The 26,807-nt window shown below is 58.8% G+C and carries 31 protein-coding genes; 18 read left to right on the top strand and 13 right to left on the bottom strand.

All coding sequences use genetic code 11. The features are described 5' to 3' along the window. Nucleotides 1–54: 54 nt before the first annotated feature. On the bottom strand, nt 55–492 hold the full coding sequence (locus tag NUV55_RS10875; protein ID WP_296672891.1) for a hypothetical protein: 438 nt from the start codon (nt 490–492) through the stop codon (nt 55–57). Between the two features lie 262 nt (nt 493–754). Here NUV55_RS10875 and NUV55_RS10870 point away from each other — a divergent pair, with 262 nt between their 5' ends. Then, nucleotides 755–1,765, top strand: coding sequence for a hypothetical protein (locus NUV55_RS10870; protein ID WP_296672889.1), 1,011 nt, complete (start codon nt 755–757; stop codon nt 1,763–1,765). 5 nt (nt 1,766–1,770) lie between these two features. Here the strand turns inward: NUV55_RS10870 and NUV55_RS10865 are convergent, their stop codons facing one another. Further along, nucleotides 1,771–2,463 (bottom strand): SIMPL domain-containing protein, encoded by a 693-nt coding sequence (locus NUV55_RS10865; RefSeq protein WP_296672886.1) that lies wholly within the window; start codon nt 2,461–2,463, stop codon nt 1,771–1,773. Between the two features lie 145 nt (nt 2,464–2,608). Between NUV55_RS10865 and NUV55_RS10860 the strand changes: the two genes are divergently transcribed. The 9 genes from NUV55_RS10860 to NUV55_RS10820 all read left to right on the top strand — a co-directional run bounded on the left by NUV55_RS10860 (nt 2,609) and on the right by NUV55_RS10820 (nt 10,617). Further along, nucleotides 2,609–3,340, top strand: a complete 732-nt coding sequence (locus tag NUV55_RS10860; RefSeq protein WP_367280407.1) for a DUF2238 domain-containing protein — start codon at nt 2,609–2,611, stop codon at nt 3,338–3,340. Nucleotides 3,341–3,498: 158 nt separating this feature from the next. Continuing rightward, a complete protein-coding gene (locus NUV55_RS10855; RefSeq protein WP_296672883.1) occupies nt 3,499–4,260 on the top strand; it encodes an OmpA family protein in 762 nt (253 codons plus the stop codon). Nucleotides 4,261–4,282: 22 nt separating this feature from the next. After that, entirely contained in the window at nt 4,283–5,500 is a 1,218-nt protein-coding gene (locus NUV55_RS10850) for a PQQ-dependent sugar dehydrogenase (protein WP_296672881.1), read from the top strand. Between the two features lie 67 nt (nt 5,501–5,567). Next, the gene (locus NUV55_RS10845; protein WP_296672878.1) at nt 5,568–6,869 is read left to right on the top strand and encodes an MFS transporter; all 1,302 of its coding nucleotides are present in this window, start codon (nt 5,568–5,570) and stop codon (nt 6,867–6,869) included. Between the two features lie 170 nt (nt 6,870–7,039). After that, nucleotides 7,040–7,474: a hypothetical protein gene (locus NUV55_RS10840; RefSeq protein WP_296672876.1), complete on the top strand. Its 435-nt coding sequence runs from the start codon at nt 7,040–7,042 to the stop codon at nt 7,472–7,474. 67 nt (nt 7,475–7,541) lie between these two features. Then, entirely contained in the window at nt 7,542–7,844 is a 303-nt protein-coding gene (locus NUV55_RS10835; RefSeq protein ID WP_296672874.1) for a PepSY domain-containing protein, read from the top strand. A 14-nt stretch (nt 7,845–7,858) separates the two neighbouring features. Beyond that, nucleotides 7,859–8,542, top strand: a complete 684-nt coding sequence (locus tag NUV55_RS10830; RefSeq protein WP_296672872.1) for a response regulator transcription factor — start codon at nt 7,859–7,861, stop codon at nt 8,540–8,542. Beyond that, nucleotides 8,542–9,894 (top strand): ATP-binding protein, encoded by a 1,353-nt coding sequence (locus NUV55_RS10825; protein ID WP_296672869.1) that lies wholly within the window; start codon nt 8,542–8,544, stop codon nt 9,892–9,894. The genes NUV55_RS10830 and NUV55_RS10825 overlap by 1 nt, the downstream gene beginning before the upstream one ends. A 36-nt stretch (nt 9,895–9,930) precedes the next feature. Beyond that, the gene (locus NUV55_RS10820; protein WP_296672866.1) at nt 9,931–10,617 is read left to right on the top strand and encodes an OmpA family protein; all 687 of its coding nucleotides are present in this window, start codon (nt 9,931–9,933) and stop codon (nt 10,615–10,617) included. Between the two features lie 12 nt (nt 10,618–10,629). Here the strand turns inward: NUV55_RS10820 and NUV55_RS10815 are convergent, their stop codons facing one another. Further along, nucleotides 10,630–11,700 carry a homoserine O-succinyltransferase gene (locus tag NUV55_RS10815; RefSeq protein WP_296672865.1) on the bottom strand — a complete coding sequence of 357 codons (1,071 nt, stop codon included), beginning with the start codon at nt 11,698–11,700 and terminating at the stop codon, nt 10,630–10,632. Between the two features lie 8 nt (nt 11,701–11,708). After that, nucleotides 11,709–12,554: a hypothetical protein gene (locus NUV55_RS10810; RefSeq protein WP_296672863.1), complete on the bottom strand. Its 846-nt coding sequence runs from the start codon at nt 12,552–12,554 to the stop codon at nt 11,709–11,711. A gap of 143 nt (nt 12,555–12,697) precedes the next feature. Here NUV55_RS10810 and NUV55_RS10805 point away from each other — a divergent pair, with 143 nt between their 5' ends. Continuing rightward, on the top strand, nt 12,698–13,159 hold the full coding sequence (locus NUV55_RS10805; protein ID WP_296672861.1) for a YkgJ family cysteine cluster protein: 462 nt from the start codon (nt 12,698–12,700) through the stop codon (nt 13,157–13,159). Nucleotides 13,160–13,215: 56 nt separating this feature from the next. Here NUV55_RS10805 and NUV55_RS10800 read toward each other — a convergent pair whose 3' ends face one another. From NUV55_RS10800 to NUV55_RS10790, 3 genes are read right to left on the bottom strand one after another with little or no spacing between them, the layout of a single operon-like run. Next, entirely contained in the window at nt 13,216–14,097 is an 882-nt protein-coding gene (locus tag NUV55_RS10800) for a lysophospholipid acyltransferase family protein (RefSeq protein ID WP_296672858.1), read from the bottom strand. Beyond that, on the bottom strand, nt 14,097–14,753 hold the full coding sequence (yrfG, locus tag NUV55_RS10795; protein ID WP_296672856.1) for a GMP/IMP nucleotidase: 657 nt from the start codon (nt 14,751–14,753) through the stop codon (nt 14,097–14,099). Before yrfG ends, NUV55_RS10800 begins: the two co-directional genes overlap by 1 nt. A 31-nt stretch (nt 14,754–14,784) precedes the next feature. Further along, the gene (locus NUV55_RS10790; protein WP_296672855.1) at nt 14,785–15,132 is read right to left on the bottom strand and encodes an STAS/SEC14 domain-containing protein; all 348 of its coding nucleotides are present in this window, start codon (nt 15,130–15,132) and stop codon (nt 14,785–14,787) included. Between the two features lie 113 nt (nt 15,133–15,245). Between NUV55_RS10790 and nudE the strand changes: the two genes are divergently transcribed. The 3 genes from nudE to NUV55_RS10775 are packed head-to-tail and all read left to right on the top strand — an operon-like array spanning nt 15,246 to nt 18,089. Beyond that, the gene (nudE, locus tag NUV55_RS10785; RefSeq protein WP_296672853.1) at nt 15,246–15,812 is read left to right on the top strand and encodes an ADP compounds hydrolase NudE; all 567 of its coding nucleotides are present in this window, start codon (nt 15,246–15,248) and stop codon (nt 15,810–15,812) included. 3 nt (nt 15,813–15,815) lie between these two features. Further along, a complete protein-coding gene (gene cysQ, locus NUV55_RS10780; protein WP_296672852.1) occupies nt 15,816–16,625 on the top strand; it encodes a 3'(2'),5'-bisphosphate nucleotidase CysQ in 810 nt (269 codons plus the stop codon). Between the two features lie 6 nt (nt 16,626–16,631). Continuing rightward, complete coding sequence (locus tag NUV55_RS10775; protein WP_296672850.1) at nt 16,632–18,089, top strand: FGGY family carbohydrate kinase; 1,458 nt, start codon at nt 16,632–16,634, stop codon at nt 18,087–18,089. A gap of 123 nt (nt 18,090–18,212) precedes the next feature. Here the strand turns inward: NUV55_RS10775 and NUV55_RS10770 are convergent, their stop codons facing one another. Both NUV55_RS10770 and NUV55_RS10765 read right to left on the bottom strand, forming a co-directional pair. Further along, nucleotides 18,213–18,692 carry a cupin domain-containing protein gene (locus NUV55_RS10770; protein WP_296672849.1) on the bottom strand — a complete coding sequence of 160 codons (480 nt, stop codon included), beginning with the start codon at nt 18,690–18,692 and terminating at the stop codon, nt 18,213–18,215. A 12-nt stretch (nt 18,693–18,704) separates the two neighbouring features. Next, entirely contained in the window at nt 18,705–19,520 is an 816-nt protein-coding gene (locus tag NUV55_RS10765) for a DUF4198 domain-containing protein (RefSeq protein ID WP_296672847.1), read from the bottom strand. Between the two features lie 82 nt (nt 19,521–19,602). Between NUV55_RS10765 and NUV55_RS10760 the strand changes: the two genes are divergently transcribed. Continuing rightward, nucleotides 19,603–20,727 (top strand): HupE/UreJ family protein, encoded by a 1,125-nt coding sequence (locus NUV55_RS10760; protein ID WP_296672845.1) that lies wholly within the window; start codon nt 19,603–19,605, stop codon nt 20,725–20,727. On the opposite strand, the gene NUV55_RS10755 is transcribed toward NUV55_RS10760, so the two are convergent. The 4 genes from NUV55_RS10755 to NUV55_RS10740 form a co-directional block, all read right to left on the bottom strand. Next, complete coding sequence (locus NUV55_RS10755) at nt 20,720–21,085, bottom strand: hypothetical protein (RefSeq protein ID WP_296672844.1); 366 nt, start codon at nt 21,083–21,085, stop codon at nt 20,720–20,722. The two genes, NUV55_RS10760 and NUV55_RS10755, sit on opposite strands and share 8 nt — an antisense overlap. Before the next feature lie 188 nt (nt 21,086–21,273). Further along, nucleotides 21,274–22,446: a glycerol-3-phosphate dehydrogenase/oxidase gene (locus NUV55_RS10750; protein ID WP_296672842.1), complete on the bottom strand. Its 1,173-nt coding sequence runs from the start codon at nt 22,444–22,446 to the stop codon at nt 21,274–21,276. Then, nucleotides 22,446–23,189 carry a glycerophosphodiester phosphodiesterase family protein gene (locus NUV55_RS10745; protein ID WP_296672840.1) on the bottom strand — a complete coding sequence of 248 codons (744 nt, stop codon included), beginning with the start codon at nt 23,187–23,189 and terminating at the stop codon, nt 22,446–22,448. The genes NUV55_RS10750 and NUV55_RS10745 overlap by 1 nt, the downstream gene beginning before the upstream one ends. 91 nt (nt 23,190–23,280) lie before the next feature. After that, nucleotides 23,281–23,820, bottom strand: coding sequence for a prepilin-type N-terminal cleavage/methylation domain-containing protein (locus NUV55_RS10740; protein WP_296672838.1), 540 nt, complete (start codon nt 23,818–23,820; stop codon nt 23,281–23,283). Between the two features lie 224 nt (nt 23,821–24,044). Here NUV55_RS10740 and NUV55_RS10735 point away from each other — a divergent pair, with 224 nt between their 5' ends. The 3 genes from NUV55_RS10735 (at nt 24,045) to NUV55_RS10725 (ending at nt 26,601) form a co-directional block, all read left to right on the top strand. Further along, nucleotides 24,045–25,010, top strand: coding sequence for a DUF523 and DUF1722 domain-containing protein (locus NUV55_RS10735; RefSeq protein WP_296672836.1), 966 nt, complete (start codon nt 24,045–24,047; stop codon nt 25,008–25,010). Between the two features lie 12 nt (nt 25,011–25,022). Then, complete coding sequence (locus NUV55_RS10730; RefSeq protein WP_296672835.1) at nt 25,023–25,904, top strand: DMT family transporter; 882 nt, start codon at nt 25,023–25,025, stop codon at nt 25,902–25,904. A 211-nt stretch (nt 25,905–26,115) separates the two neighbouring features. Next, on the top strand, nt 26,116–26,601 hold the full coding sequence (locus tag NUV55_RS10725) for a hypothetical protein (RefSeq protein ID WP_296672833.1): 486 nt from the start codon (nt 26,116–26,118) through the stop codon (nt 26,599–26,601). The last annotated feature ends 206 nt before the right edge of the window (nt 26,602–26,807 follow it).

The raw sequence follows: 26,807 nt of genomic DNA, 5'->3' as shown, positions 1-26,807 counted from the left end.
CGAGCCGTTTGTCGGCTATTGCGCGGAGATTGAAAACCGTCGACGAAAAACTCGTCAGGACTTGGCCTTGTAAACGACGTCATGTTCGCGAGCGTGTTCCTTGACGCGCAGTCCGAAGGACTGGCCGGGACGCGCCTCGTTCACGTGCACGTGGTCGATTTCCATCGAATCGACCGGCTGCGGGAAGTCGCTGGTGTGGCCTTTGATATGAATGAGATCTCCCACGCGCAGGGCGCCTTTCTCGAGTTTCAGGATCGCGACTGATAGATGGTTGAAGTAATGCGTGACGACACCGATGCGTTCCATTCCTGGCGGCGCCGCCGGTTTTGGCATCGCGGCGGGCTTGCGAGTGGTAACACGTTTCGCCTTGGGCGCGGACTTGGCCTTGGATGTGGTTTTCTTTTTAGTTACGACTTTCTTGCGCGCCACAATCTTACGGGCCGGGGCTTTCTTTTTTTTCGCTTTGGTTTTGGCTTTCTTTTTGGTTGCCATGAGAAGGACCTCCACTTTGAAAACGTTACCAGTATAGAGAAACGATCCCCGTCTTGTTAACGGGTCGCCAAATCTATAGGTCCGGTGCGAAGTTTTCATTAACCCAGATCAACTAATCACCCCTTCCATCTTGTTGGCTCCGCCCGTGGCGCTGACCGGGTAATTTCACCGCGCTGGCAAACGGATTTTCACGTCCCTGCAGCTGGCACGGCTGTTGCTATCCTTCCAGTTACTTGCAAAACAACTGGTAAACATGCCGTCGATGCGCATATTTTTTGAAATCGCCCTGATTGTAATCTTGGCGCTGATCCTGCCCGCGCCATCATCCGCCGGGCCGGTGCCTTCACCGGCACAGCCGGGGGAGTATTACGTCAATTACGGTTGGGGTTTCTACCGGAGCGAAAGCGCGGGTTTCGTCTACGGGCGTAACCCTGGCGGGACCGGTCCAGCCTACAATTTTCAACCGCCGCTGTCGGGCATGTCGGCAAGTATGGAGTTCGGTATTGTTACGCCTGATCCGGGGCACTGGCCGGCGTGGTTGGGAGAGAATGTACGTCTCGAACTCGCATTTGGTTATGCCGATGCTCGCTGGTCGGGGTCCGTTCGTTCACCCACGGCAACCAAACTTCCGTTTCTCAACAATCAGACACCCAATCTTCAGATATCGACGGTTCCTGCCAACCAGGACCAGTTCTCACAGGACCTGATCAACAGAAGTTACGACCTGATTCTGGTCACGGATTATCACTTGTCACAACGGAGGCTGACCGTTAGTCCCTTCGTTGGTGTCAGCCATGTGACCCGGCGCGAGACGTCCCGTTTGCGCTCGGTCGACCCTGGCGGTTTGACCGACATGCTGCTCAACGAGCAACTTGACGCCGAGTACACTGGTCTGCGTGCGGGAGCCACCCTGTTTACCCCGCTGGGTTCGGGCTGGCGCTTGACCCTCGGCGCCACACAATCCTGGCTGAAGGCTGACGCACGGCTCAGCGCCGAACAGTCCTTCCCCACGTACCCGCCACCACCCGGCCCGGCCGTGCAACTCGGTGAGACGGTCAGCGGAAAATCAGCGGACCGGAGAACGCTCTTTGCCGGTATCGGTCATGACTCGGGATGGGCGCGCGTGGATATGATCGTGGAGCGGACTTCGTGGAGTTACATACCCACGGTAATCAATCCGATATTGTTCACCGATCCGCCCGCGCGACTGGATGCCAGGCGTGTCGAAGATACGGCGTTTCGCCTGGTGTTCACCGTTCCGATCAAGCCGTAGTCTGTTTATTGCAGCTCGATCGTTCCGCCGACGATAAGAGTCAGTGTGCTGGTGCCGGCTTCCAGCGCTGGTGGTGCGACGGAGGCTGATTCCATGGCAAGGCCACGCATGAGCGGGACGGGTTGCCCGCCGCCCGTGTTGATCGATACATCCACTATGCGGTAACCCTTGGCCGCCAATTGCTTGCGTACCAGCTCGGCGCGCAGCTTAAAAGCCTCGAGTGACTGCGTGATCAGATCATCTTCCACAGCTCGGCGTTTCTCGGCAGATACCGAAAAGTTTATCGAAGTGACTTGCAGACGTTCCTGCAATTGCCCGATCAGGCCACCCAATTCCGCGAAGTCCGATCCTTCGAGAATTAATTCTTGCGTCGCGCGCCAGCGCCGAATCTTGTCCTTGTCATAAACCGGATGGGTGCGGTAACCGCCGCTGCGGACCTCGATTTGCGTTTTGGTTTTTGCTGTCTTGAGTGCCCAGTCCATGGTTTTGTTGATCTGGTCGGCGAGACGCGCGGCGTTGTCGTCCTCGGCAGTGGTGCTGAGCACGGCGTGCATGCGATCGTTGTCCACCGCGCGGGTTCGCTCGACCTGGAAGTGAATCTGGTTATAGCGCGGCGTTTCTTCGGCCGCACCGGCTGGCGCGGTGATGGACAGACCGAGGATAAACGCAGTGGCAATGAGGCATATGAACCGCGGCATGAGTGACTCCTGGCAACGATGGGGGACGCAGCGATTGTAACACCTTGATTTGTCCGTGCCGGTCGCAGCCCAGCGGTTTAAGGGGGCGGACGAGTGGAACCTGTGCCGGTTTATCCGAATTACAAACACCTTTACCATTGCTTCAATGTTCACCCGCGTGGTTCGCCACAATTACCTGCTGATCCTGGCGGGCGTATTCGCGTTCGAGTTTGCCATGCTGGCGATCGAACCGTATGACCGCGCCGACTGGGCGCTGGAGAATGCGCTGGTCGTGGTTTCGGTACTGGTGTTGGGGCTGACCTATCGTGTGTTTCCGTTGTCGAATATTTCCTATTCTTTGATCTTCGTTTTTCTCGTGCTGCATGAAATCGGTGCGCACTTTACCTATGCTAAGGTTCCGTATGATGAAGGTTTCATGTTTCTGTTTGGCTTCAGCCTGAACGATGCGCTGGGGTTCGAGCGCAATCATTTCGACCGCGCGATCCATCTTTTCTACGGGCTGCTGCTGGCCTACCCGGTGCGGGAGGTGTTCATCCGCATCGCCAGCGTACGTGGTTTCTGGGGCTATTTCCTGCCGCTCGACCTCACCATGTCCAGTTCCATGCTGTTCGAGTTGTTCGAATGGGGCGCGGCCGAATTCTTCGGCGGCGATCTTGGCATGGCCTATCTCGGTACGCAGGGCGACATCTGGGACGCGCACAAGGACATGGCGCTGGCGAGTCTCGGAGCGCTGATCGCCATGGGCGTGACCGCTGCGATCAACCTGGGCCTGCAACGGGATTTTGCCGCCGAATGGAACGAAAGCCTGCGCGTCAAGATTTTCCAGCCGCTGAGCGAAAACAATATAAAGCGCGTGCGGCGCAAGCGCCCACGCTGAAATGGTTATTGCGCATCGTGCCACTTATGCGGAGAACGGCCACCTGTTAACATCGTTGCAACAGTCACCCGCATGAAGTCATAAAAAAACGGTAGTTTTAGAGAATGGGGCGGGGGAGCCAGATCGACCCAATACAAATGTTTGAGCGGAGGTAAATGATGAAACGTCCAATATCTTTATTAGTAATAGCGGCTGGCGCATTCCTGACCGGCTGTGTATCGACCTCGACCTTCGATGAGAAGTCGGCGGAGCTGGTAGCCTGCGAGTCGCGCGCGAAAAGCGAACTTGCGGCCTGCAACACCGCCCGCACCGATGCCGAAACCAAGCTCGCGGTAGCTACGCAGGAGCTGGATGTGTACCGCAAAGTGGCCGAGGCCAACAAGCAGAAGCTCGAAGTCGTGCAACAGCGGGAAAACCAGCTGCGCGACCGCATGCAGAAGGAGCTGACAGACAAGAGCGTCGAGATAGAGCAGTTGCGCGGCCAGCTCACGGTGCGGATGCTGGACAAAATTGTGTTCCGTTCCGGCAGCGCCGACATCCTGCCGGACGGCATGGCGGTGCTCGACAAACTCGTGGAGGCCATCGCGGATAGTACCGACATCATTCGCGTCGAGGGTCACACGGACGACACACCGATCAGCGACAAGCTGAAGGTGAAATATCCCTCGAACTGGGAACTTTCCGCCGCACGCGCGTCCGCCGTCGCGCGCTACATCGAGACCAAGCATCATGTTAATCCCAAGCGTCTCGAATCCCTGGGCTTCTCGATGTACCACCCGCTGGCACCCAACGACACGGACGAGAACAAACAGCGTAATCGTCGCGTCGAGATCGTGTTAAAGCCGGTGGTTGAAGCAGAAGCCGCCCCGGCGATGCCGGCACCTTCCGCGATACCCGAAACCACCGGGAAGGCGCAGTAATTACTGAAGGAACCCACTCCATTTGCGAATTGCCATCCTTCCATCGGCGTTTTTACTTTTTCTCAGCCTTGTTGCGGCAGAGACGTGGGCAGCAACGGAGCCGCTGACCCACGAAGAGCAGACGTTGACGGTGGATGGCAAGCGGCGCGCGGTGCGCGTGCCGAAGGGATTGCGGCTGGAGATTCTGACTGACAGGCTCGATGCCCCGCGCCTGATGGCGTTTGCAGGCAACGGCGATCTCTTCATCGGTTCGAAATCCGGCCGGGTTTACCGCGTGCCGCCGCCCTATACCTCGCCCGAGGTGCTGGTCGAGCTGAATGATTACCCACACAGTGTCGCGTTCAGGAAAGGCGAGATTCTCATCGCCCGCACCGGCGGCGTGTACCGCGCGCCCTACCGACCCGGTCAAAAGCAAATCGTACCGGAATCGGTGGAGCTGCTGGCGCGCCTGCCCGGCGGCGGGGGTCATAACAGCCGTACGGTCGGTGTCGGTCCTGATGGCCGCGTTTATGTGAGCCTTGGGATTCAGAGCAATTGCAGCGATCAATATCTTGGCGACAGTTATTCCTTCGATGAGCGGCGTGGCGGCATATTCGTGTTGCGCGAGGAGGGTGGCAAGGCGCGCTGGCAGGCATACGGTTCGGGGCTGCGCAATCCCGTGGGCTTTGCCTGGCATCCGGAAACCAGAATCATGTACACCAGCAATAACGGCCCCGATCATCTTGGTTACGAACAACCGCCGGAATATTTCAGCCGCGTCACGGCCGGATCTTTTCACGGCATGCCGTGGTTCCAGTTTGATGGAAAGCAGCTGAAGCGCGATAGCTGCGTGTCGACCCAGCCGCCGCGTCCAATCGCGGAAGTTGCCATGCCCGTTGCGACGTTCCCAGCACGCAATGCGCCAATGGGCGTGACTTTTGTGCCGAAAGGTTCGTTAAATAAAGTACTGGAGAACGATGCCATCGTGGCGCTGCGTGGCTCCTGGGGCACCAAGCCCAGCGGCAGTTACCTGGGTGACAGTGCCACGCGCCGTCCGCCCAAGCTGGTTGCGGTGCGATTCAAGGACGGCGAGACCGTGCGTGTCGATGATCTCGTTACGGGATTTCAGCTGGAAAACGGCGACCGTTGGGTTCGGCCCGTCGGCGTTGTTATCGGCCCCGACGGCGCGCTGTATTTCACCAGCGACAGTGAAACGAACGGGCTGTTTCGCTTAAGCACTAAAAAAGCTGAACTGAATTAAATTAAAAAGCGGAATTTGGAGAACCACTGTTTTACCGCTTCCGTAAAAACCCCTATCCTTGTTGCCCATGAAGCGCTCGCACTCAAATACCGGGGCAAATCCAGATGTGCGCGTGCGAATGCGCCGGCTGCGCTGGACGACATTCAGTCTTGTGGCAGCATCCTACATGCTGGCGTTCTTTCACCGGATGGCGCCGGCTGCCATTGCCTCCGATCTGCAACTGGCTTTCGATGCCAGCGCCACGGCTCTGGGCGCACTCGCCGCGACGTATTTCTATGTGTATACCCTCATGCAGATACCGACGGGCATTCTGGCTGACACGCTCGGCCCGCGTCGTATCGTTACGCTCGGTGGCGCTATCGCCGGTGTCGGTTCGCTGCTGTTTGGATATGCGGTGACGATGACCGAGGCCTCAATCGGCCGGATGCTGATTGGATTGGGCGTGTCAGTAGCCTTTATCGCGCTGCTCAAGATTAACGCGGCGTGGTTTCACGACCGCCACTTCGGGACCATGGTCGGCCTGACGCTGGTGCTGGGGAATATCGGGTCGGTAATGGCGGCCGCGCCGTTGGCCTGGGTGCTGCAGTTCACGACATGGAACACGGTGTTCATCGTTTTAGGAGGCGTGTCGTTTGCACTCGCGGTGCTCACCTGGTTGTTCGTGCGCGATCATCCGGGCGAAGCAGGTTTGCCGAGCCTGCGCGAAATGGACGGCCACGAGGCACATCCGCCGCACGAGGGCCACTGGTTCGAGGGCCTCATGACGGTGCTCAGGAATCGTTACACATGGCCGATCTTCTGGATGAACCTCGGCATCGGCGGGTCGTTCATCGCTTTCGCCGGCTTGTGGGCGGTGCCGTATCTCAGCGATGTGTATGGCATGGAGCGCGTGGCCGCAACGCAGCACACGAGCCTGATGCTCGCGGGTTTCGCTATCGGCGCTTTTTCGGTCGGGGTGTTGTCCGACCGTCTGGGACGTCGACGCCCGGCGCTGATCTCCACTGCATTTGTGCATTTGTTGTGTTGGTTGCCGCTGGTATTTGCGCTGCCGATGTCGCTTGCCATGAGCTATTCCCTGTTCCTGCTCATGGGCCTGAGCGCCGGGAGCTTTACCCTGAGCTGGGCGTGCGTGAAGGAAGTGAACCCGCATGCGTTGTCCGGCATGGCGACCAGCGTCGTCAACACCGGTGTATTTCTCGGTACTGGTATTCTGCAACCGCTGGTGGGCTGGACGCTCGACCGCGCGGGCACGGCGCAGGGAGCCGCTGCGCAATATCGGCTGGGTATCCTGATCTTTTTTTTCTGTGTCGTGGTCGGCTTTGTCGGCAGCCTGCGCGTGCGCGAGACTTACTGTCGATATATTTCGTGATGGATGAATGAGGCCCAGCCTCGCCTTATTCCAAGGGGCCTGAATAATATATAACTATATAAAGACAATAAGTTATGTGACATTTTTGTTCAGGCTCCGTTCAGCGTGGGGTTTGTATCCTGACTTACAGAAGTCAGACGTGTAACCCAAACGCAATGAAGGAGACAACCATGAACTGCAAGCTACTGAGCACCGCCGTTATATTCCTGGCCGCCGTGATGGCAGCGCCATTGGCGCAGGCGCAAGAGGGTCGCGGTGATCACCGCACGGGACCGGCTTATCGCGAGACTCGCATCGAGCGGCATTATTCTCATCCGGGCCGGCATCAGGAGTGGCAACAACCGAGGCATTTCCGCCACCGTCGTCCGCATCATGGCAACTATTACCATCACTACCGCGCGCCCGCCCCGCATTATTACGGGCCGCGGCATCATCGCCCGTCTCATTACCATGGCCATTATCGTTCGTCCTCCGCGCCGATTATTCTGGGCAGCGTGATTGGCGGTGTGGTGGGACATGAAATCGGTTACGGCGATCCCGGCCATACGGCGGCGGGTGCGGTGATCGGCACCGTTATCGGCTACGAAATCGCACGCCATCGTTAGGGCATGCGCCGCGACCGTCTTGCACTCGGGTGCGTCGTTTGCGCCAGTCCGTTAAGATGTACGAGCAATGACACGCAAGACATTCATGGCATGCCTGCTCGCGGGTCTGATCACGCTGGCCTCCACCGGAATGGTGGAGGCGCGGCGTGACGACCGCCCCGATCGTTCTTCCCGCCAGGAAACCTCGCGCCGCGACGGTATCTCGCTCGACGAGGCCGTGGCACGGGTACGCCGTGAAAGCGGCGGTCGCGTGCTTTCGGCCGAAGCGCGCGACCGGCGTGGCGATACCACGTACCGGATCAAGGTGCTGCTGCCGAATGGCGCTGTACGTGTCTATAACGTCGACGCGCGCAGCGGCAGGTCGGATTAGCAGCCGAATTTCCCATGCGACTCCTCGTCATTGAAGACGAAGCCTCTCTGCGCCGGCAGTTGTGCGAACAATTGCGCGCCGCGGGTTATGTCGTGGACGACGCTGCCAATGGCAAGGATGGCCTGATGCACGGGCGCGAATATCCGATTGACCTCGCTGTCGTGGACATCGGCCTGCCTGATCTGAGCGGCATCGAGGTCATCCGCGGCTGGCGCAAGCAGGACAAGCGTTTTCCGGTGCTGATCCTGACCGCGCGCGGACGTTGGCAGGACAAGGTCGAAGGGCTCGAGGCCGGCGCCGACGATTACCTGGTCAAGCCGTTTCAAATCGAGGAGTTGCTGGCGCGCGTGAACGCGCTGTTGCGCCGTGCTGCCGGGCTGGCGCAACCCGTTGTCACTTGCGGGCCGGTGGTGCTCGACACCGCCTCGCAGCAGGTGCGCGTGGACAAACGTGCGCTGGAACTGACAGCGTATGAATACAAGATGCTCGAATACCTGATGTTGCATGCGGGTGACGTGGTGTCGAAAACGACCCTGACCGAGCATGTCTACGATCAGGATTTCGACCGCGACAGCAATGTGATCGAGGTGTTCATCGGACGCTTGCGCAAGAAGCTCGATCCGGACGACCGCCTCAACCCCATCGAAACCCTGCGTGGGCGCGGTTACCGCTTCACGCTCCCGTGCGGAAAACCCTGATGCGTTCACTGCGCACCCGCCTGTTGCTGGTATCCGCCGTGGTGTTGGCCGGGTTTCTTGGCCTGACCGGTCTCGCGCTCGACCGGGCATTTAGTGTCAGCGCTGAAAGCGCGTTGCGCGAGCGTTTGCAGGGCCATCTCTACGCGCTGCTGGCCGCCGCCGATCTCAATGCACAAAATCAACTGGAGTTGCCGGTAGAGCTGCCCGAACCGCGCTTTAACCTCATTGGCTCGGCGCTGATGGCGGAAGTACGCGATGCCGCCGGTGCGACGGTATGGCGTTCGCGCTCCGCGCTCGGCACCAAATTCGAAGGATTGACATCCGGCGCGCCTCCCGGCGAGCGCGTATTCACACCGCTCGATGACGGGAAATCGGCGGCACGATTGATGTTGAGTTTCGCCACGCGCTGGGAAGGCAGTGAACCTCAGCCACGGGTGTATGTCTTTCATGTCGCTGAGCGGCTCGATGAGCATCAGGCGCAGATCCGGCAATTTCGTCGCGGCCTGTTCGGCTGGCTCGCGGCGGCCACCGTGTTGCTGCTGGTGGTGCAGGCGATGATTTTGCGCTGGGGGCTCGCGCCGCTGCGGCGGGTGGCGCAGGATCTTTCCGAGATCGAGGCTGGCCGTGCTCATGCCTTGACCGGCCGGTATCCCACCGAGCTGCAAGCCTTGATCGACAATCTCAATGCCCTGCTTGCCAATACCCGCGCGCACTTGCAACGCTATCGTGACACACTGGGAAATCTTGCGCACAGCCTCAAGACGCCGCTGGCCGTACTGCGCGGGAGTGTCGAGGCGAAAACCCCGGTGGAGGAACTACGCACAGTGGCGCAGGAACAGTTGCAGAACATGAATGAAATTGTCGAGTATCAGTTGCAGCGCGCCGCCGCGGCCGGACGCACGGCGCTGAGCGCGCCGTTGCCGGTGGCACCGGTCGCACGCAAGATTGTGGCCGCGCTGGAAAAGGTATACGCGGCAAAATCATTGCGCGTGGAAACAGCCATTGCAGCGGATGTCATGTTCCGGGGCGACGAGGGCGACTTGCTCGAAATACTCGGGAATATTGCCGACAATGCCTTCAAGTGGGCGCATTCGTGCGCGCGCATCGAGGCGCGAAACGAAACCGGGGGACCATCGGGTCCGCGATTCTTGCTGCGCGTCGAGGACGACGGTCCCGGCATCCCGGACGATCAGCTCCAGCGGGTCCGTGCCCGTGGTGCGCGCGCCGATGCCACTACGCCGGGGCATGGGCTGGGGTTGGCGGTGGCGCAGGAGATTGCCGAGCTTTACGGCGGTGGATTAATCATTTCACGCAGCTCCCTTGGCGGCGCTGCGGTCGAAGTGCGGTTGTAGGACACTATTTTTTAAAATCAATTGGAGGGAAATATCATGAAGCGAATCATCGTTTATTTTATCGCCGCGGCTTTTACCGCCGTCATCACCGGTTGTGCGACCGACGAATATGGTAATCGTCGCCCCATGACCGACGCCGAGAAAGGCGCCTTGATCGGCGCGGCCTCGGGCGCGGTCGTCGGCGCGCTGGCGAAGAAGGACAAGCGCAGCAAGGGCGCGCTGATCGGCGCGGTCGGCGGCGGCCTTGCCGGCGCGGGCGTCGGCACCTACATGGATTCCCAGAAAAAGGACCTTGAGAAAGTGCTGGCCCCCGAGGTCCAGGGCGGCGCAATTCAGGTTCAGAAGGTGGGCCAGAATAATCTGCTGATCACGATGACGGCGCAGACGGCGTTTGATTTCAATTCGTCCGAGATCAAGACCGGTTTCCACAGCACCATGGACAAGATCGCCAACGTGCTGGTGCGTTACGGCAAGACGCACCTGACCATCGTTGGCCACACCGATAATGTCGGCACGCATCAGTACAACCAGACATTGTCGGAACGCCGTTCCGGCGCGGTGGCGGATTACCTGCGTGCCAAGGGCGTCATTGCGCAACGGCTCGAGTCCGTGGGGCAGGGGGAAACATCACCGCGTGCGACCAACGCCACCGAAGACGGCCGCCGATTGAACCGGCGTGTCGAGATCGTGGTCGAGCCCATCGTCGCCGATGCGCAGGGCTGAGCAGAAAGTCAGCTATTTTTTCAGCCCGAGCGGATCGGACAGGTTCACGCCATCCTGAAACGGTTTTCTGCGGTCGTTGTTGGTGACCTGGTAAACCTTGCCGATCCAGTTGTTGATCACCGCCTCGGCGGTATCGTGCCAGGTGTTGTCGAGGTTCGGGACGATGATGGATTCCGGCAGCTCGGGCAGTTTCGTCGCGCGGCTTTTGGCTCGGATCAAATGGTCCTGGTGCTCCTCCAGGATGGCTTCGAGACGGAGACTGAAATAGTTTTCGGGGTACGGCGGATAATCCTCGCGCTCACCCTTGATGAAGCGGTTGATCTCGCGCTTGTATTCCTTGAACAGACTCACCGTGTCATATTCCGGATGCCCCTGGAAGAAAACGATACGGAACTGGTCTTCGCTTACCGCGAGATGAACACCCGCGACTTCGCTCTCCACCAGAATATGCAGTCCCGCATCCTCGAACTGCTCACGGTCGATTTGGTTGAAGCGCGAGTGTGGCACGTCGAAGCGCGTATTGACGTCAGACACCAGCGGATGCTTGCGTTCCACCACTTCATGCAAATAAACCCCCCAGCGCTTATAGCCCAGATGCTGGCGCTTCTTGCCATAGCGGAATTGCAGCACCGCGTGCGTTGCCAGGCACGAGCACAACGTCGACGTGACGTTGTCGTAGGCCCAGTCAATCACCTTGTTGAGCGGCTTCCAGAAGGGCTCGAGCGCCAGGTCCGGCTGGGTCACATTGGCGCCGGTGATGATGAGCGCGTCCAGTCCTTGTTCCTTGATCTGGTCAAAGGTCTCGTAATACTGACCGACATAAGCTTCAGCCTCGGCGCTACGCTTGAGTTCTTTGAGCGTGAACGGGTGCATGTAGAACTGTGCGATCTGGTTTGACTCGCCGACGAGTCGGAAGAACTGGCGCTCGGTCGCGGCCAGCGCCGCATCCGGCATCATGTTGAGCAGCCCGATGTGCAGCTCGCGGATGTCCTGGTGCAGCGCTATGTCGCCCGGCAGAACGTTTTCGCCATCCTGCCGAAGGCGTTCGAATGTCGGTAGCTTGGAATTGGCGACCAGCGGCATGGCGGGACCTAGGATTGTTTTTCCAGGACTTTTTCCACCAGGCGCAGAAAGCCGGCCTCGTCGCGCACATCTTTGAGCTCGTCGGTGCTGACGGTATAGCCATGCTGGTCGGCAATGGCCTGATAGCGCGGTACGCGCGAGTGGAACAGGCGCGGAAACATCCAGCGCACGAAATCATCCGGATCGATCTGCGCCACGTAGGATAATTTTTTCTCGCGCAGATAGATTTCCAGCTGCTCATCGAGGAACGCCTCGCGATAGTAGAGCGGCTTCGGATCTTCCTCGGCGCGGTGAATCAGCTCCTGCTCGTCTTTTTCAGTCGCGCGGATGTACAGGATCAGCGTGTGATCGGCCAGCACCTTGATGGTCGCCGGATCGTCGAGCTCGCACAGGCTGCCGCCGGCGTCATTGACGAAATGCTTGTAGCCGTAAATCTCGCGCGCCTTGCCGATGAATTCCGGGACATCGCGCATGGTCGCGATCTCCGCCTGCCGGTGCAACTCCTGGCGGTATTTGAACTCCTTCAGGCCGAGGCCGCCCAATTCCGGGTTGCCCAGTTTGCCCAGAAAACTCGACACCGGCAGGAGGTTGTCCACCGTTATGTTGTTGCGGATGAAAATCGAGTCCGAGCGCAGCAACTCGCGCAGGAACGGGACCTGCATCGCCTGTTGCTTGATGTGATCGAGGATCGGCTCGTCGAGATAGCGCGTGCCGATGCGATAGTCCCCGGAATAATGGAACCAGTTGCGCTTGCGTAGCTTGATGGCCAGGCGCGTCTTGCCCACCCCGGACATACCGAGGAGGGTAATGCACTTGTTGTCCCAAGCCTTGAAATCCCTGGCGTTAAGTTTCATGTTGGTGTTCTTCGTCGTTAGTCTGCTTATTGTATGACAGGAACGTCGGAACCGCAGCGCACCGGTACGCACACATCGGACTCGTCATCCCCAAGCGCCACCGCTATAATGCCGCCCCTTCCGGACCGACCTGATAAAAACCCATGACCACCGCCATTCCGATCCTGCTTGCGCGCGAGGTGAAAATTACCCCTGAGAACAAATGCACCTTCTGCAAGGGCGCGACCTGCTGCACCTACCTGACCCAGTCAATCGACACGCCGCGCTCGATGGAGGACTTCGACGTGCTGTTGTGGCAGATCTCGCACCGGGACACCCAGATGTACAAGGACAGCGATGGCTGGTTTTTGCTGGTCAACAATTCCTGTCGGCACTTGCAGCCCGGTGGACGCTGCGGCATCTACGAAACCCGCCCGCAAATCTGCCGCGAACATTCCAACGATGGTTGTGAGTTCGAGGGTCCGTCCGGTCACGAGGACTTTGATCTGTTTTTCCCCGACTACGAGGCCCTGCTCGCCTATTGCCGCAATCGCTTCAAGAGCTGGGAGAGACGTTTCAAGGACGTGGGCCCGCTGTCGACACGCGCCCGGCCAGCCCCAGTGTAAAGATCCCCTTCGGCGCCGGGCGTAGTTTCTGTCCCCTCGACAGCCGGGCACCGCCCTCAGTAAAAAGCCTGCTCACCGGTCGGCCGCACGCGAAAGCGTTTGTAAATCCATTGATACTGCTCCGGGATGGCCCGCGCACACTGTTCCACCATGGAATTGACCTCGGATGCAGAGGATTCGATGCTGCCCCGACCGATCGCTGACGGCGCCGGGAGAAAATGAAGATGATATCCCCTTCCGTTCGGCAAGCGCTCGGCGCAGCCGAACACGACGGGCGCGCCGGTTTTGAGGGCCAAGCGAGACAGTAGCACCATGGTGCTGGCGGGGATGCCGAAGAAAGGCGCGAACACGCTCCCGCTGCGCGAGGATGGAACCTGGTCCGGCAGGATCGCGACCATCTCGCCACGCTCCAGCGCCTTGTACAGTGCACGAATTCCGGTGTTGTCTGCCGAGACGAGACGCGCGCTGAACCGCTCGCGCGCCTTGCGCATCAATATTCCCATCTGCGACATCGGCGGCGCGCGATAGAGCGTGGTGAGGGGATAGTGCATTGAGCAGTACAGGTTCACCATCTCCCACGCGCCCAGGTGCGGCATCCCCAGGATCACCCCTTTTCCGCGAAGGAGCGCTTTTTTCAGTTTGTCTTCTCCGCTGATATGTCGCACCAGCCGGCGCATGTTTTTATTGCTGCGCGTCCAGAGCGCCCCAATTTCGGTGACGGACTTGCCAAGCTCGATCATGTTCCGCTGCAGCAGCCGGCGCCGCGTTCCACGTTGCATCTCGGGAAAACACAGATCAAGATTGATCTTAGCGGTTCGTCGGCGCTTATTCGGGATGATCAGAAAAAACCATCCGAGCATGGTGCCCAACGCGTGCGCCAGCGGCAGCGGCGTCATGGCGAATAGCTGAAATATACCCTTGAGGAAAAACGCGCGCATCAGGGGACGGGCATGATCTCCCGGAAGCTGCGGATGGCGCGGAATTCTCCGACGTCTTTTTCCGGCTGTTTCGAATCCGGTTTGTACACCGCGAGCAGCTGACCGATGCCGTATTGGCTCACCGAACGCAGCACCGGCAGGCTGTCGTCGATGAGCAGCGCGGTACGCTTCTCGAACGGCTGTACCTGCTGCATCTTGTCCCAGAAACCCGTGTGTTCCTTCGGTAGCCCGAGATCGTGCGAACAGACCACGGCGTCGAAATGGCCGTGCAAGGCGGTGCGCTGGAACTTGATGGTCAGCGTCTTGCCGTGGGCATTGGTAACCAGCACCACGCGTTTTTTCATGGCCTTCACTGCCTCGAGGAAATCGAGTACATGCGGGTGCACCGCAATCAGGTGATTGACCTCTTCCTTGAGTTGCGGGATGTCGAGTCGCAGTTCCCGGCTCCAGTAGTCCACGCAGTACCAATTGAGCGTGCCCTCGGCGCGCTTGTAGCGCCCCAGTACTTCCTCCCTGGCGGCATCGGGCGCAAGGCCGTGCGTCTCCGCATAGCGACGCGGAACGTGTTCGAGCCAGAAATGGTTGTCGTAATGCAGGTCGAGCAGGGTGCCGTCGAGGTCGAGCAGCAGGGTATCGAGCTGGTTCCAGGCGATCATGGGCAGTCGGTCAAGTCGGTGAGACCGATAGTCAGCGGCTTTGCAGCCAGGCGCCTGCCGCCGCGGCATCTTCGAAATGCTTGATCTCCGCGTCGGTAAAGGCGGAAGGCAGCCAGCCCAGCCAGGTCGCCCAAATGCTGGTCGTGACCACGGCGATGCGACGGAAATCGTGGGCATGGGCATGGGTGAAGCGGATGTCCTCCCAAACCACGTCGACGCTGTAGCCCGACATTTTCGTCAGATCGAGCAGCAGTTTGATTTTCGGCGCCTGTTTGAGTTCACGCTGGACAGTGCTTTCCAGTTCCTGGAAATCCGCGAGCGAAAGCTCGGAATAGACCGTTGCCTTGAGCAGGTCGTTTTGTTCTTCAATTACGATCATGGGCTGATCCCGCGTGTCCGAAAAAATGTATCGGCACAAGCATATACCTGTTGCGGCGGTGGAGGAAATTTCCCTATTTTGTTCCTGAATCAAAAAGGATTAACCTTCAGGTTATGGCACGCGATGTTTCTCCCGGCAATAAACCTGTTATCACCCGCACCGAGACCATCGCGCGCACGCGTCTGTTCCGGGTCGAGGAGGTCGGCCTGCGTTTCGCCAATGGTTGCGAAGTGAACTACGAGCGCCTGCGCGGCTCGTCCCGCGGCGCCGTGCTGGTGGTACCGATGCTCGACGACAACACGGTATTGCTGATTCGCGAATATGCCGCCGGTGTGGAGCGTTACGAACTGGCGCTACCCAAGGGCATCATCGAGGAAGGCGAAACGCCGATTGAGGCTGCCAACCGCGAAATCATGGAAGAAGTCGGTTACGGTGCGCGCAAACTGAACCACCTCAAGTCAGTGACGCTGGCGCCCGGCTATTTCAGTCATACCACCCACGTGGTACTGGCGCAGGAGCTTTATCCCGAACGCCGGCCCGGTGATGAGCCCGAGGCAATCGAGGTGGTGCCGTGGTCGCTCGATCGTCTTACGGAACTTTTTGAACACGTCGAATGCACCGAGGCACGCTCGATCGCGGCGCTGTTTCTGGTGCGTGAACTGCTGGCCGGGAGAAGCTGAATCATGAGTGCACGCGATCACCATAAATATCTGAACCCTGCTTGTGACATCGCGCGTGAAGCCGGTCGCCGGATTCTGGATGTCTACGAAAGCGGATTCGAGGTGGAGGAAAAGAAAGACCACTCACCGCTGACCAAAGCGGATCGTGCTGCGCACGAGATCATCTGCGAAAGACTGGAGCTTCTGACCCCTGGTGTGCCGGTGCTCTCCGAGGAATCGGACGAGGTTAATTACGGAAAACGTGCAGGCTGGAAACAGTTCTGGCTGGTGGACCCTCTCGACGGAACCAAGGAGTTCATCAACCGCAACGGCGAATTCACCGTCAACATCGCCCTGATCGAGGGAAACCGGCCGGTGCTGGGGGTGGTATATGTGCCCGTGACAGGGCTCACTTATTTTGCTTCCGCCGACGCGGGGGCGTTCAAGCAAAAGGGCGAGTGCGAGATACAGGCCATTCACACACGCCGCTTTGAGAGTGGGAAACCGATTGTGGTGGCGAGCCGCTCCCACGCCGGCCCGGAAACCGAGGCCTTTCTGAAAAATCTTGGCGAACACGATGTCGTCAGCATGGGCAGCGCCATCAAGCTGTGTCTGGTGGCTCAGGGCACGGCCGATGTCTATCCGCGTCTGGGTCCGACCATGGAGTGGGACACGGCGGCGGCGCAGTGCGTGGTGGAGGCCGCCGGCGGGCGCGTGACCGATCTCAACCGCCAGCCGCTGGCTTACAACAAGTCCTCTCTGCTGAACCCTTCGTTTATGGTGAGTGGCTGCGGCGATTACGATTGGTACCGCCATCTCCCCGCATTAAAATAATTTCATTTGTCACCCGTCGCGTCTGATCCTCTTTATCTTTGTCTCGATCAGGGCGGTCATGCCAGCCGCGCGCTGGTGTTCGACGGTCGTGGTGCGTTGCAGGTCAGCGCGCTGCGCGAAGTGGATGTGCGCGAGCCCCGACCGGGCTGGGTGGAGCAGGACCCGGAGGAATTGGTCGCCTCACTTCAGGCGGTCATTACCAAAGCGGTTGCCTCGCTGGGCACTCGTGCCGATCAAATCAGCAGCGCCGGCCTCGCCACGCAACGCTCCAGCATGGTTTGCTGGGACCGCTATACGGGTGAGGCCCTCTCGCCCGTCATCAGCTGGCAGGATCGGCGCGCGCATGAATGGCTCGATCAATTCTCTTCACAAACCCAGGCAGTTCATCAACGCACCGGGCTCATGCTCTCGGCGCATTACGGCGTGTCCAAGATGCGATGGTGCCTCGACCACCTGCCGGCCGTGACCACGGCTCGTCGCGTTGGCCGCTTGGCGATGGGTCCGCTGGCGAGCTTCCTGTTATTCCGCCTGCTCGAGGAAAAACCGTTGTTGGCCGATCCCGCCAATGCCGCGCGCACCTTGCTGTGGAATCTCCACTCGCTGGACTGGGACCCTTGGCTGCTGGAGATTTTCGGCATTTCCGCGCAAGCGCTGCCGCGATCTGTGCCCACGCGCCATGTTTTCGGCACGCTGCGCGCGAATGAATATCGCATACCGCTAACCATCGCTACTGGTGATCAGTCCGCAGCGCTCTATGCGTTGGGGGAACCGTTACGGGAGACGGTTTACGTCAACATGGGGACCGGTGCCTTTATTCAGCGGGCATTTCAGCAACTGCCTGACACATCCGGCTTGTTAAGCAGCGTGGTCTATCGCGACGCGGACCGGACCCTCTACGTGCTGGAAGGCACAGTGAATGGCGCCGGTGCGGCACTCCGCTGGGCGGAGCAGGAATGGGGTTTGAAGGACGTCGAGGCGCAGCTGCCCGCATGGCTTGCACACGACGGCGATATTCCACTGTTCCTCAACGGCGTCGCCGGCCTCGGCGCGCCGTTCTGGGCGGCGGATTTTCCTTCACACGTGATCGGTGACGGTGAGCCGTGGCAGAAGGTTGTCGCGGTGGCCGAGTCCATTATTTTTCTTTTGCAGGAAAATTTCGAGATCATGCGGAAAATCCCGCCGCAACCCGGGCGCCTCCTCGTTTCCGGCGGATTGTCTCGGCTCGATGGTTTATGTCAGCGGCTTTCAGATTTAAGCGGCTTACCGGTGTATCGGCCAACGGAGCAAGAGGCCACAGTGCGCGGGACGGCCTATCTGCTCGCGAGATTCCCGGCCAACTGGCCGGAGGAAAAACCGGGCGACTCGTTTGCACCAAAACCGAATCCGGGGCTGATGCGGCGCTATAAAGATTGGCGCGTGGAAATGAATCGTGCGCTCACAAAACCACAGAGCTTAAAACGATAACGAAATAAACAGGATTAACAGGATTTTTCAGGATTTACAGGATTAAGGATTTTAAAAATTAAGAATTAATCCTGTTAATCATGTTTTTTAATCCTGTAAATCCTGTCTGATTCTTTCTTTTTGTTAGGGTGTCTTAGTTGTTTTTTCTTCCACCAGTACGCGATCCCTCGGGCCGGGTGCGGGGCTATAGACGACCAGTGCCACCGCCGGTTCCGGGCCGCGGTTGATGTAGGCGTGAACGGCGCCGCGCTCAATGTGAATGACGTCGCCGGCTTTGACAGGTCGCGTCTCCTTGCCGAGGCGGATGTCGCCTTCACCGCGCAGCATGAACACCGTGATGTCACTGTCGATATGTCGGTGTAGCGGTTCACGATCCCGCACCTGCACCAGAATATTTGAGGAGCGCTCATTACGGAACAAGGGCACGACCTTGATATTTTCGTCTTTGGTCGGTTTGTTTTGTTCCAGCAATTGTTCCAGCTGTTTCGCGTTGTATGATCCCGAAATCTTTTCATCCGGACCGATCCACTCGGCGGCAAGAGCAGTGTGAAAAAAGCTGACACAGATCACCAGTGTTGAAAATATAAATTTCACAATTTTCATGTGATGAGCACCTTATGGTCGTTCAAACGTCAGCGAGGCCCACAGGCTTTCCCAGTCGTAACTGGAAAAGAAGGACGCCGGGATCATGTGCACCGATGTGACAAGCCAGACGCCGGAGCGTGGCAGAATAAACTCGACGCGGCCGTTGTCGTCGGTGCGCCCCTTGAGTTTGGCGAGAGGCTCAGCCTTATTAAAGGCAACCACGAGCGCCCCTTCGAGCGGTTTGTTCTGGTATAGCAGTCGCAGGCGCAGTTTGGGCGTCCGGTAAGGGTTGGTTTCAGCGATGAATTCCAGAGGAAACCCGAGTACCTGATCGGCGGCGGTATCCGGCGGCGTACTCGCGGCGATAAGCGATTTGGCGCAGCGAAAATAAGTCTCTTCAATTTTTTTCCCGGATTTTTGGCGCTGCTGTTGTAATGCCAGGTTTCGTTCGAGGCCTTCCTTGCGCAGATATTTCTCGAACTCTTCGAGGGTGTCGAAGCTGACCGAATCCGGTTTAGTGTGCAATCCGATGATGTACAACCCGGGTGCGGCCGGTGTTACCGTGCCGGCGGGTTCATCGCCCAGCACCCCGGGGATCGGGCGTGTGCCGGCCGGGCCCGCGATAATGTAGCGTTCGAATTTCTGGGGGAAATAGGGCACGGAATCGCCCTTGAAATCCTGACCCACCAGCAGGCGTATGGGCACGGCGCTTCCGGGCTTGGGCTGGAATACTTGAGGTTCGATCCAGAAGTCATGGGCTTCCGTCGGCACGGCGATAGCCAGGAATGCGGCGACAAGCAGGCGGTGTGAATTTCGAATAAACTGCGCGCGGAATTTTATTGTCACACACAGATCCATGAAGCCATCTCGGTTCGCAGCATAGCATAAGCCTCCTGACCCGCTGCGCTGGATATTGGAACAAGTAACCATGTCTCGACTGCCGATACTTTTGACTGCCTTGCTTGTTCTGGTGGGCATGGACAACGCGCGTGCTCATGAAATCCGTCCCGCGATTGCGACCGTGAATTTCAACGCCGGGAACTACGACATTGAAATCAGCGCCAACATGGAGGCGGTGATTGCGGGCGTGAGTCCGCAGCACAAGGACACCAGCGAATCGCCCAACGCACAGACTTACAATCGCCTGCGTGAACTGCCGTCCGCGGTGCTAGAACGGAAAATCCGCGAGTTCCTGCCGCAGTACCTCGAAGGTGTTTCGATTTTGTTTGACGATGCACGCATGCAGCCAGCCTTGTGTGCGCTCGTTGTTCCAGAGGTTGGCGATCCGGCGCGCGCACGGCTGACGCGTTTGCACTTGTGTGGAGCCATTCCCCCGGGGGCACGTGTCTTCCATTGGACCTATGCGGCATATTTCGGCGAATCCATTGTGCGTCTGCCAGCCGTATCCGTCGGCGAAACGGTGGCGCTGTGGCTCAAGGACGGCGCCAAGAGCGAGCCCTACATTCTGGGTGTCGGTCTGGTGCAGAAAACGCGGCTGGAAGTCGCGGCGCAATACACCATGCATGGCTTTACTCATATCCTGCCCAAGGGTCTTGATCATATTCTGTTCGTGCTCGGGCTTTTTCTGTTGAGCATCCGCTGGAAGCCGTTGCTGATTCAGGTAACCGCCTTCACGGTGGCGCACACTATTACACTGGGTTTGAGTATTTACGGCATCGTCTCGCTGTCACCCGCGATTGTGGAACCGTTGATCGCGGCGTCGATTGCGTACGTGGCGGTGGAAAACATGATCACGGCGGAATTGAAACCGTGGCGTGCATTCGTGGTCTTCGGTTTCGGCCTGCTGCACGGAATGGGATTCGCCGGGGTGTTGCAGGAGATCGGTTTGCCGCGCTCTGAATTCCTGACGGCGCTGTTGACGTTCAATCTCGGGGTGGAGCTGGGCCAGCTTACCGTGATCATCTCGGCCTTTCTGCTGATCGGACTGTGGTGGAAAACCAAAAGCTGGTACCGAGCGCGCCTGGTGCAGCCGTTGTCGGCGCTGATTGCCGCGGTCGGAATTTACTGGACGATTGAACGGATCCTCAGCTGAGACGCTGCTGAGAAGACGCCGGGGATGTTTTTTCGTAGCCGTTATGTCGGCGTGAATCCGCCACGCGCCGCTCGCTGCCTCTCCATGGAAAACGGCGCAGACGCCGTTCCTGGCCTGCGCGATAAACACATTCGCGCAGCGTGATGGCACTGCCTTTCAGGCTTGTCTTGTCGAGGTTGATGAGGGCCTCGTAGGCGGCTTGTTCCGGCACCACGTACACGTGGCCGTAGCCGAGAGGCAGTCCGGTGTCGGTATCGCGCAAGATAATGGTATTGACGATAGTGCCGTAGCCGGAAAACAGCAGACGCAGGTCATCCGCCGTCACCGCTGCAGAAAGATTGCCCACGAAAATATTCATTTCACGCCCCTTCCATATGGCCCGCTGGGCTTAGGTTTTCCCGCATTCTGTGGAAGAAGTGCGCGCTAGGCAAGCCACCCCTTGCCTCTTATGGAAAAGGACTTTAACACCAAGGAGTTTGGAGACATTCTCAACGCGGTTTGGCAGCCGGAAAAACTCATTTCAGGTGATGCCGTCGCCACATCGTGTTACAGCGAAAGCTTCAACTTTGCTGTGTCCGCGACCGCCGCGTGCAACGGGAGCGATGGCCGGAGCAGGCGCATGACCTTGGACGCCGTCGCGCGGTAGCCGGTGAGCTTGCCGCCGTAAACGGTAACGAGGCGCACGCGGTAGGTATTGTCCGGATGCAAGACAGTTTCGCGCGAACGACGGAATACCGACCCCGATCCCTGCGGCAGCACGCGCAGTCCGGCAAAATTGTCCAGCAGCCGGCCGTGAGCATTTGGAAAATAGTGTTGCCACGTTTCATGCAAGTAGGAAATTTCTTCCGGGCGTGCTCGCACCGCCCCCGGGTCGTTGCCGTCATAGGGTGTTTCGGTGGTACCAATAAGTGTGCTCCCCTTCCACGGCATGACAAACACGGCGCGGCCGTCGCTCGGGGCCTCGACGTAATAAACGCCGTGACGAGTCTCGCCTTCAACGAGAATGTGCGCGCCCTGAACGAGGTCCACCGTCAGTATCGGAGGACGCGGAGTGATGCGATCAAGGACGGTATTGGCCCAGGGGCCGGCAGCATTCACCAGCGACCCGGTATGGCAGGTCTGTTCCCCACTATTATCAAGATAATGCACCCGGTAACCGGTCTCGTCACGTATTGCCGAAAGAAAATTGGCCGGGCAACGCAATTCCGCACTGAGCGTCTGCGCCGAACGCATCACCGCCTGAGTCAGCAGGGCATCGTCGGTCTGAGCATCCTCGTAACGATACACTGCCAGCAGATTACGGGTGTCGAGACCGTCGAGATTTTCCCAGCGTGCACGCGGTACGGACTCAAAACGCGTGTCGCGGGAAAGCCCGCCGAACAGGGCATACAGGGACAGTCCCGCGCGGATCATCCACGGTGGGCGCTGGGTCGAGGAATAAACGGGAATGTAGAAGGGTACGCGCCGCACCAGTTCGGGCGCGTTGCGCAGGAGGATTTCGCGCTCCCGCAGCGATTCGCGCACGAGCCCGAACTGCGCGCCTTCAAGATAACGCAACCCGCCGTGGATCAGCTTGCTGGAGCGGCTGGACGTTCCGCTGGCGAGCGTCTTTTGTTCCAGCAGCAGCACCGAATAGCCCGCTGCCGCCGCGGCCTGGGCCACGCCGACGCCATGGATGCCGCCGCCGATAACCACAACATCGTAGGTCGCCGCTGTCATCAGGAAGGCGCGAGGCGGGAAAATTCCTGGAGCATTTCGCCGACGGCGAAGGTCTCGATGAAATCCACCCCGCGCGCCGCCAGTGCTAGCGCCACATTAGAATCCGCCACTTCAAATACGACAAGCTTCGTAGCGTCAATTTGAAGCTTGCCTTCACGCGGCAGGCTATTTGTCCCACAGAAAATAAACTCCGGACACATTTTGGTGATGAGTTCTTGCTTGTGCTCATCCCATTGATCGATCACGGCGCCGATCCGCGCCCAGCCCTGGTTTCGTGCCGCTACCAGCGCCTCGAGCGAGTAGGAGATCAGAACACACTGAGCAAGTACCGGTTTGAGCGAGCGTCGCACCAGCGTGAGCATTGTGTCGACGCCGAAGCGCTTGATGCTACTGCGCTTGAGCTCTACGAAGGCAGTTACCTCCGGCTGGCGCATCAGGAGGTGACCGAGTTCGGCCAGGCGGGTGATATGCACATCCTTGTAACGATCACCGAAACGTTCACGCTCGGCCACTCGCAGGCGCCAAAGTTGCTCATAGCGCAGTTCGTGGACCTTGCCGTGCACGCCGCACAAGCGTTTCATGTCACGGTCATGGAACAGTACCGGCACGCGGTCGCGCGAAACCTGCACATCGACTTCGACGAAGCGCGCGCCCGTGGTAATGGCGGCCTCGAGTCCGATCAGGGTGTTTTCAGGATAATGTCGGGGGTAGCCCCGGTGTGCGACCAGCTGCGGGATGAGCATAAGCGCAACTTTAGCACCGGCAACGCTATATCGTGGCTGACACATTGTGGTGTGCCAGGTTGAGCCAGGCGATCCTGTCCGGATCGCCGGATCAGGGATTGGTAACGATAACCCTGCCTGTGTTTACGTAGTAATCGAAGCGTCGCACCGGGCTGGCCACCTTCCGGTAGGTATAGCGACAAAGCAAAGTGGGACCTGCGCCGGCTATTTGCACCCGATAAAGCTGGGGAGCTGCCGAGCTGTATACAGCGCCGCTGGTAGTAGTTGTAGGGGGATTTTGCAGAATCCCATTCCAGACGCGCTGGCATTTGGCAGTGCTGATTGTGTCATTAAGGGCTGGATTGGTGCTGGCGGTATCCGTGGGAAAGCCGGCGGTGTTAATGTCCACGGTGCCGTCGCCAAATCCAACTACGTTATTCGAAGGGCGGGTCGTACCTTTGGCAGTAACATTCGCCTGCATCAGGATCACGGCGTTTTGGAGGGAAGCGCCCGTAGCATCGATGCTTGCCACGAGCGTTTGTCTGCTGATGTCGATGAATCGTGGAATGCCAGCAGCCGCAATAATGCCCAGGACCACAATGATGATCACCAATTCTACCAGCGTGAAACCTGATGGCGTGCTGCAGGGCATCCCAACTTTTCCAATCAAAAGAGTGATATATAGCGAGTGAAGGCAAGGTCTGTGCCAATTACATATATGTAGCATGAACTCGGGCTGATAGTGGGTGGCTCACGGGCGCCGTGACGGGCACGCGGCATAGAATCATGCTCAATTCCACAGTGCCTGCGTCGACTCAACAATACCTGACTTTGACTTAGAATGACGGCATGGGTCAGACAGGGACAGCAACAGCCATGAAATTCCCGGACAGAGGCGATTCAAAAATCAGTCTCGGCATCAGCAGCTGTCTGCTGGGACAGAAGGTGCGCTTTGATGGCAATCACAAGCTCGATACTTTACTGACCGGCACCCTCGGGCAGTACTTTGAGTGGGTTCCCGTCTGCCCCGAAGTCGCCATTGGCCTGGGGATACCCCGCCCGCCGATTCGGCTGGTGGGCAGCACCGCTGCACCACGCGCCGTCGGCGTGAAGGACGCCTCGATCGATGTCACGGACAAACTCGCTGCCTATGGGAAGCAGCAGGCGCGCAAACTCACCGACCTGAGCGGATATGTTTTCAAGAGCCGCTCGCCGAGTTGCGGCATGGAACGCGTCAAGGTTTATCAGCATGCCGGAGTGCCGGCGAAGAGGGGTCGGGGAATTTATGCCGACGCGTTTCTCTCCGGCCAACCCTGGCTGCCGGCCGAGGAAGAGGGCCGGCTCAGCGATCCGCGCCTGCGGGAGAATTTCATCGAGCGCGTGTTCGTTTATCACCGTTGGCAGGAGTTTACCGTCCAAGGATTGACCGCTTCGCGGCTGGTGGAATTTCATACGCGCCACAAGTTGGCGCTCATGGCCCATGACGTGGAAGCCTATCGCGCGCTGGGGCGACTGGTGGCGCAGGCCGGGCGACGTAACCTGAAAGAGTCAGGGCACGAATATCTTTTACAAATGATGCAGGCATTCCAGCGGCTGGCAACACCGGCACGCCATGCCAATGTGCTGATGCATCTGATGGGTTATCTGAAAAAGTATCTGGACGCCGATGACAAAGCCGAATTGCTTGGGATGATTCATGCCTACCGTCGGGGCGCCGCGCCGTTCGCCGCGCCACTCATATTGCTCAAGCATCATTTCCGACGTCACCCCGACCCGTATATCGCGGACCAGACTTACCTGAATCTCGATCCGCGCGAGCTGATGCTGCGCGGGGGGCTCTAGAGATATACGCCTGTGTACCCGGAGGACCTGCGCCGCGGCGCGTTGCTGATGATCGCCTCGGGACTGTTGTTCTCCACCATGGGGGCAATGGTGAAATACCTTTCGACCGAGTTGCCGAACGAAATGGTGGTATTTTTCCGCAGTGCCATGGGTCTGCTCGCGCTGCTGCCGTGGGTGCTGCACCGTGGGCTCGGCCAGCTGAAGACAGCGAAGTGGCGCGGCCATCTGGGACGCGGCTTGGCCGGCGTCTCGGCCATGTACTGCTACTTCTACGCCATTGCCCATCTGCCGCTGTCCGAGGCGGTGTTGCTGAATTATTCGACGCCTTTGTTCATTCCGTTCATCGCTGCCTTGTGGCTGGGCGAACAGGTCTCCCTGCGTTTGTGGGCGGCTATCGGGGTCGGGTTTGTCGGCATCGTGCTGATACTGAAGCCGGGGCTGGGCCTGTTCACGCCGGTGTCGCTGATCGGTCTGGCCTCGGGGATGTTCGGGGCAATGGCGATGGTCAGCATCCGGCGCCTCTCGAAAACAGAGCCGACGCTGCGCATTGTTTTCTACTTCAGCCTTGTCTGCACGGTGGTGTCCGCGGTGCCGCTGGCCTGGCGCTGGCAGACGCCCGACCCCGGTCTCTGGATGTTGTTGATCGGGATGGGTGCGCTGGCCAGTCTGGCGCAACTATTGCTGACGCGTGCCTATGCGCACGCGCCGGCCGCCCAGGTCGGGCCGTTTACCTATTCCATCGTGGTATTTGCCGCCGGCATCGGCTGGGTTTTCTGGAGTGAAATTCCGGATCTCCTGTCCTTCGGTGGCACCGCGCTGGTGTGCCTGGCCGGAATATTGACCATCCGTTTTGCCGGACAGCGAGTGCTTTCCGAGGCCAAGCTGGCGAAATAGCATACGCCCCGGGCCGAAACCCCGCCGTTCCTCCGGTACCGGCCGCCGCCGGGCGTTTCTTTCCGGATCAGGCAAAAAACCCGGCAAAAAAGACGATTTATTTTGTTTGTGATTACCTTGTCAGCCCTCATCCCTTGTCCCAGAATAAATGAATAAACCACACGGCGTGCTGTGGTGTACTTTTTTAAGACCAAGGAAAACGGAGATAACCATGGATAGCCTGGACCGAGCGATTGATCTGGTATCGCGCTGGAAAGCCGACCGCAAAAAACAGCGTGACGAAGTGCTGACCCGCCTTGAAAGTGTTATTAAGGATTGCCAGGCAGCCATTAAGGTATGGCAGGATTTTCTCGACAAGCCCGGCGCGCCGGGAGATCACTGGACAATCATGAGCTGGGTTGGGCCGACCCGCGCCAAACAACTGCATGAAATCAATCTGCGCGCGAAAACGAGTGTGGAGGAAGTCTGTCGTATGGCCGGTCCGATGGCTGGACGTTTCGTCGTGTTGGATGATGATGTGATTGAGATGGCTTACCGCCAGCTCAAGCCAGGTGAATCCGGCATCGACGCCGCCAAAACCGCGGTCGCGAATACACAGAAGTACATTGAGTATGTCCATGGACTGATTGAGCGCGTGCGCAGCGCCAAGGCGCCGGCCGGGTCGGCCGCCGGCAAGGGCGGCGCGAAAAAGGCGTAGAAGAAAACCGCTGCCAAATCCACGAAGAAAAAAGCCGCGCCCAAGAAGAAGTAGTGAACAAAGTAGTTGGCGACTAAAAGCTTCTAAAATGTAATAGACAGGATTAACAGGGCGAGCCGGAAACAGACGAAGACACTTAACGTGTCTTCGTCCCGGCGAGCGCCCCGCCACGGATGGCGGGGCCGAGTGTATCGAAGCCTCCGTGG

This window comes from Sulfuricaulis sp., from assembly GCF_024653915.1.
Lineage (GTDB): Bacteria > Pseudomonadota > Gammaproteobacteria > Acidiferrobacterales > Sulfurifustaceae > Sulfuricaulis.
This window is presented reverse-complemented; position numbering and strand designations above follow the sequence as displayed.

What these genes read in the sequence shown, in the direction of transcription:
- NUV55_RS10770 (WP_296672849.1), bottom strand. Translation starts at nt 18,692, where the DNA reads ATGAAAATTGTGAAATTTATATTTTCAACACTGGTGATCTGTGTCAGC.
- NUV55_RS10745 (WP_296672840.1), bottom strand. Translation starts at nt 23,189, where the DNA reads ATGCTCATCCCGCAGCTGGTCGCACACCGGGGCTACCCCCGACATTAT.
- NUV55_RS10845 (WP_296672878.1), top strand. Translation starts at nt 5,568, where the DNA reads ATGAAGCGCTCGCACTCAAATACCGGGGCAAATCCAGATGTGCGCGTG.
- nudE (WP_296672853.1), top strand. Translation starts at nt 15,246, where the DNA reads ATGGCACGCGATGTTTCTCCCGGCAATAAACCTGTTATCACCCGCACC.
- NUV55_RS10865 (WP_296672886.1), bottom strand. Translation starts at nt 2,463, where the DNA reads ATGCCGCGGTTCATATGCCTCATTGCCACTGCGTTTATCCTCGGTCTG.
- NUV55_RS10840 (WP_296672876.1), top strand. Translation starts at nt 7,040, where the DNA reads ATGAACTGCAAGCTACTGAGCACCGCCGTTATATTCCTGGCCGCCGTG.
- NUV55_RS10820 (WP_296672866.1), top strand. Translation starts at nt 9,931, where the DNA reads ATGAAGCGAATCATCGTTTATTTTATCGCCGCGGCTTTTACCGCCGTC.
- NUV55_RS10810 (WP_296672863.1), bottom strand. Translation starts at nt 12,554, where the DNA reads ATGAAACTTAACGCCAGGGATTTCAAGGCTTGGGACAACAAGTGCATT.
- NUV55_RS10790 (WP_296672855.1), bottom strand. Translation starts at nt 15,132, where the DNA reads ATGATCGTAATTGAAGAACAAAACGACCTGCTCAAGGCAACGGTCTAT.
- NUV55_RS10870 (WP_296672889.1), top strand. Translation starts at nt 755, where the DNA reads ATGCGCATATTTTTTGAAATCGCCCTGATTGTAATCTTGGCGCTGATC.
- NUV55_RS10750 (WP_296672842.1), bottom strand. Translation starts at nt 22,446, where the DNA reads ATGACAGCGGCGACCTACGATGTTGTGGTTATCGGCGGCGGCATCCAT.
- NUV55_RS10855 (WP_296672883.1), top strand. Translation starts at nt 3,499, where the DNA reads ATGAAACGTCCAATATCTTTATTAGTAATAGCGGCTGGCGCATTCCTG.
- NUV55_RS10760 (WP_296672845.1), top strand. Translation starts at nt 19,603, where the DNA reads ATGTCTCGACTGCCGATACTTTTGACTGCCTTGCTTGTTCTGGTGGGC.
- cysQ (WP_296672852.1), top strand. Translation starts at nt 15,816, where the DNA reads ATGAGTGCACGCGATCACCATAAATATCTGAACCCTGCTTGTGACATC.
- NUV55_RS10860 (WP_367280407.1), top strand. Translation starts at nt 2,609, where the DNA reads ATGTTCACCCGCGTGGTTCGCCACAATTACCTGCTGATCCTGGCGGGC.
- NUV55_RS10825 (WP_296672869.1), top strand. Translation starts at nt 8,542, where the DNA reads ATGCGTTCACTGCGCACCCGCCTGTTGCTGGTATCCGCCGTGGTGTTG.
- NUV55_RS10800 (WP_296672858.1), bottom strand. Translation starts at nt 14,097, where the DNA reads ATGCGCGCGTTTTTCCTCAAGGGTATATTTCAGCTATTCGCCATGACG.
- NUV55_RS10805 (WP_296672861.1), top strand. Translation starts at nt 12,698, where the DNA reads ATGACCACCGCCATTCCGATCCTGCTTGCGCGCGAGGTGAAAATTACC.
- NUV55_RS10740 (WP_296672838.1), bottom strand. Translation starts at nt 23,820, where the DNA reads ATGCCCTGCAGCACGCCATCAGGTTTCACGCTGGTAGAATTGGTGATC.
- NUV55_RS10735 (WP_296672836.1), top strand. Translation starts at nt 24,045, where the DNA reads ATGAAATTCCCGGACAGAGGCGATTCAAAAATCAGTCTCGGCATCAGC.
- NUV55_RS10875 (WP_296672891.1), bottom strand. Translation starts at nt 492, where the DNA reads ATGGCAACCAAAAAGAAAGCCAAAACCAAAGCGAAAAAAAAGAAAGCC.
- NUV55_RS10830 (WP_296672872.1), top strand. Translation starts at nt 7,859, where the DNA reads ATGCGACTCCTCGTCATTGAAGACGAAGCCTCTCTGCGCCGGCAGTTG.
- NUV55_RS10815 (WP_296672865.1), bottom strand. Translation starts at nt 11,700, where the DNA reads ATGCCGCTGGTCGCCAATTCCAAGCTACCGACATTCGAACGCCTTCGG.
- yrfG (WP_296672856.1), bottom strand. Translation starts at nt 14,753, where the DNA reads ATGATCGCCTGGAACCAGCTCGATACCCTGCTGCTCGACCTCGACGGC.
- NUV55_RS10835 (WP_296672874.1), top strand. Translation starts at nt 7,542, where the DNA reads ATGACACGCAAGACATTCATGGCATGCCTGCTCGCGGGTCTGATCACG.
- NUV55_RS10755 (WP_296672844.1), bottom strand. Translation starts at nt 21,085, where the DNA reads ATGAATATTTTCGTGGGCAATCTTTCTGCAGCGGTGACGGCGGATGAC.
- NUV55_RS10725 (WP_296672833.1), top strand. Translation starts at nt 26,116, where the DNA reads ATGGATAGCCTGGACCGAGCGATTGATCTGGTATCGCGCTGGAAAGCC.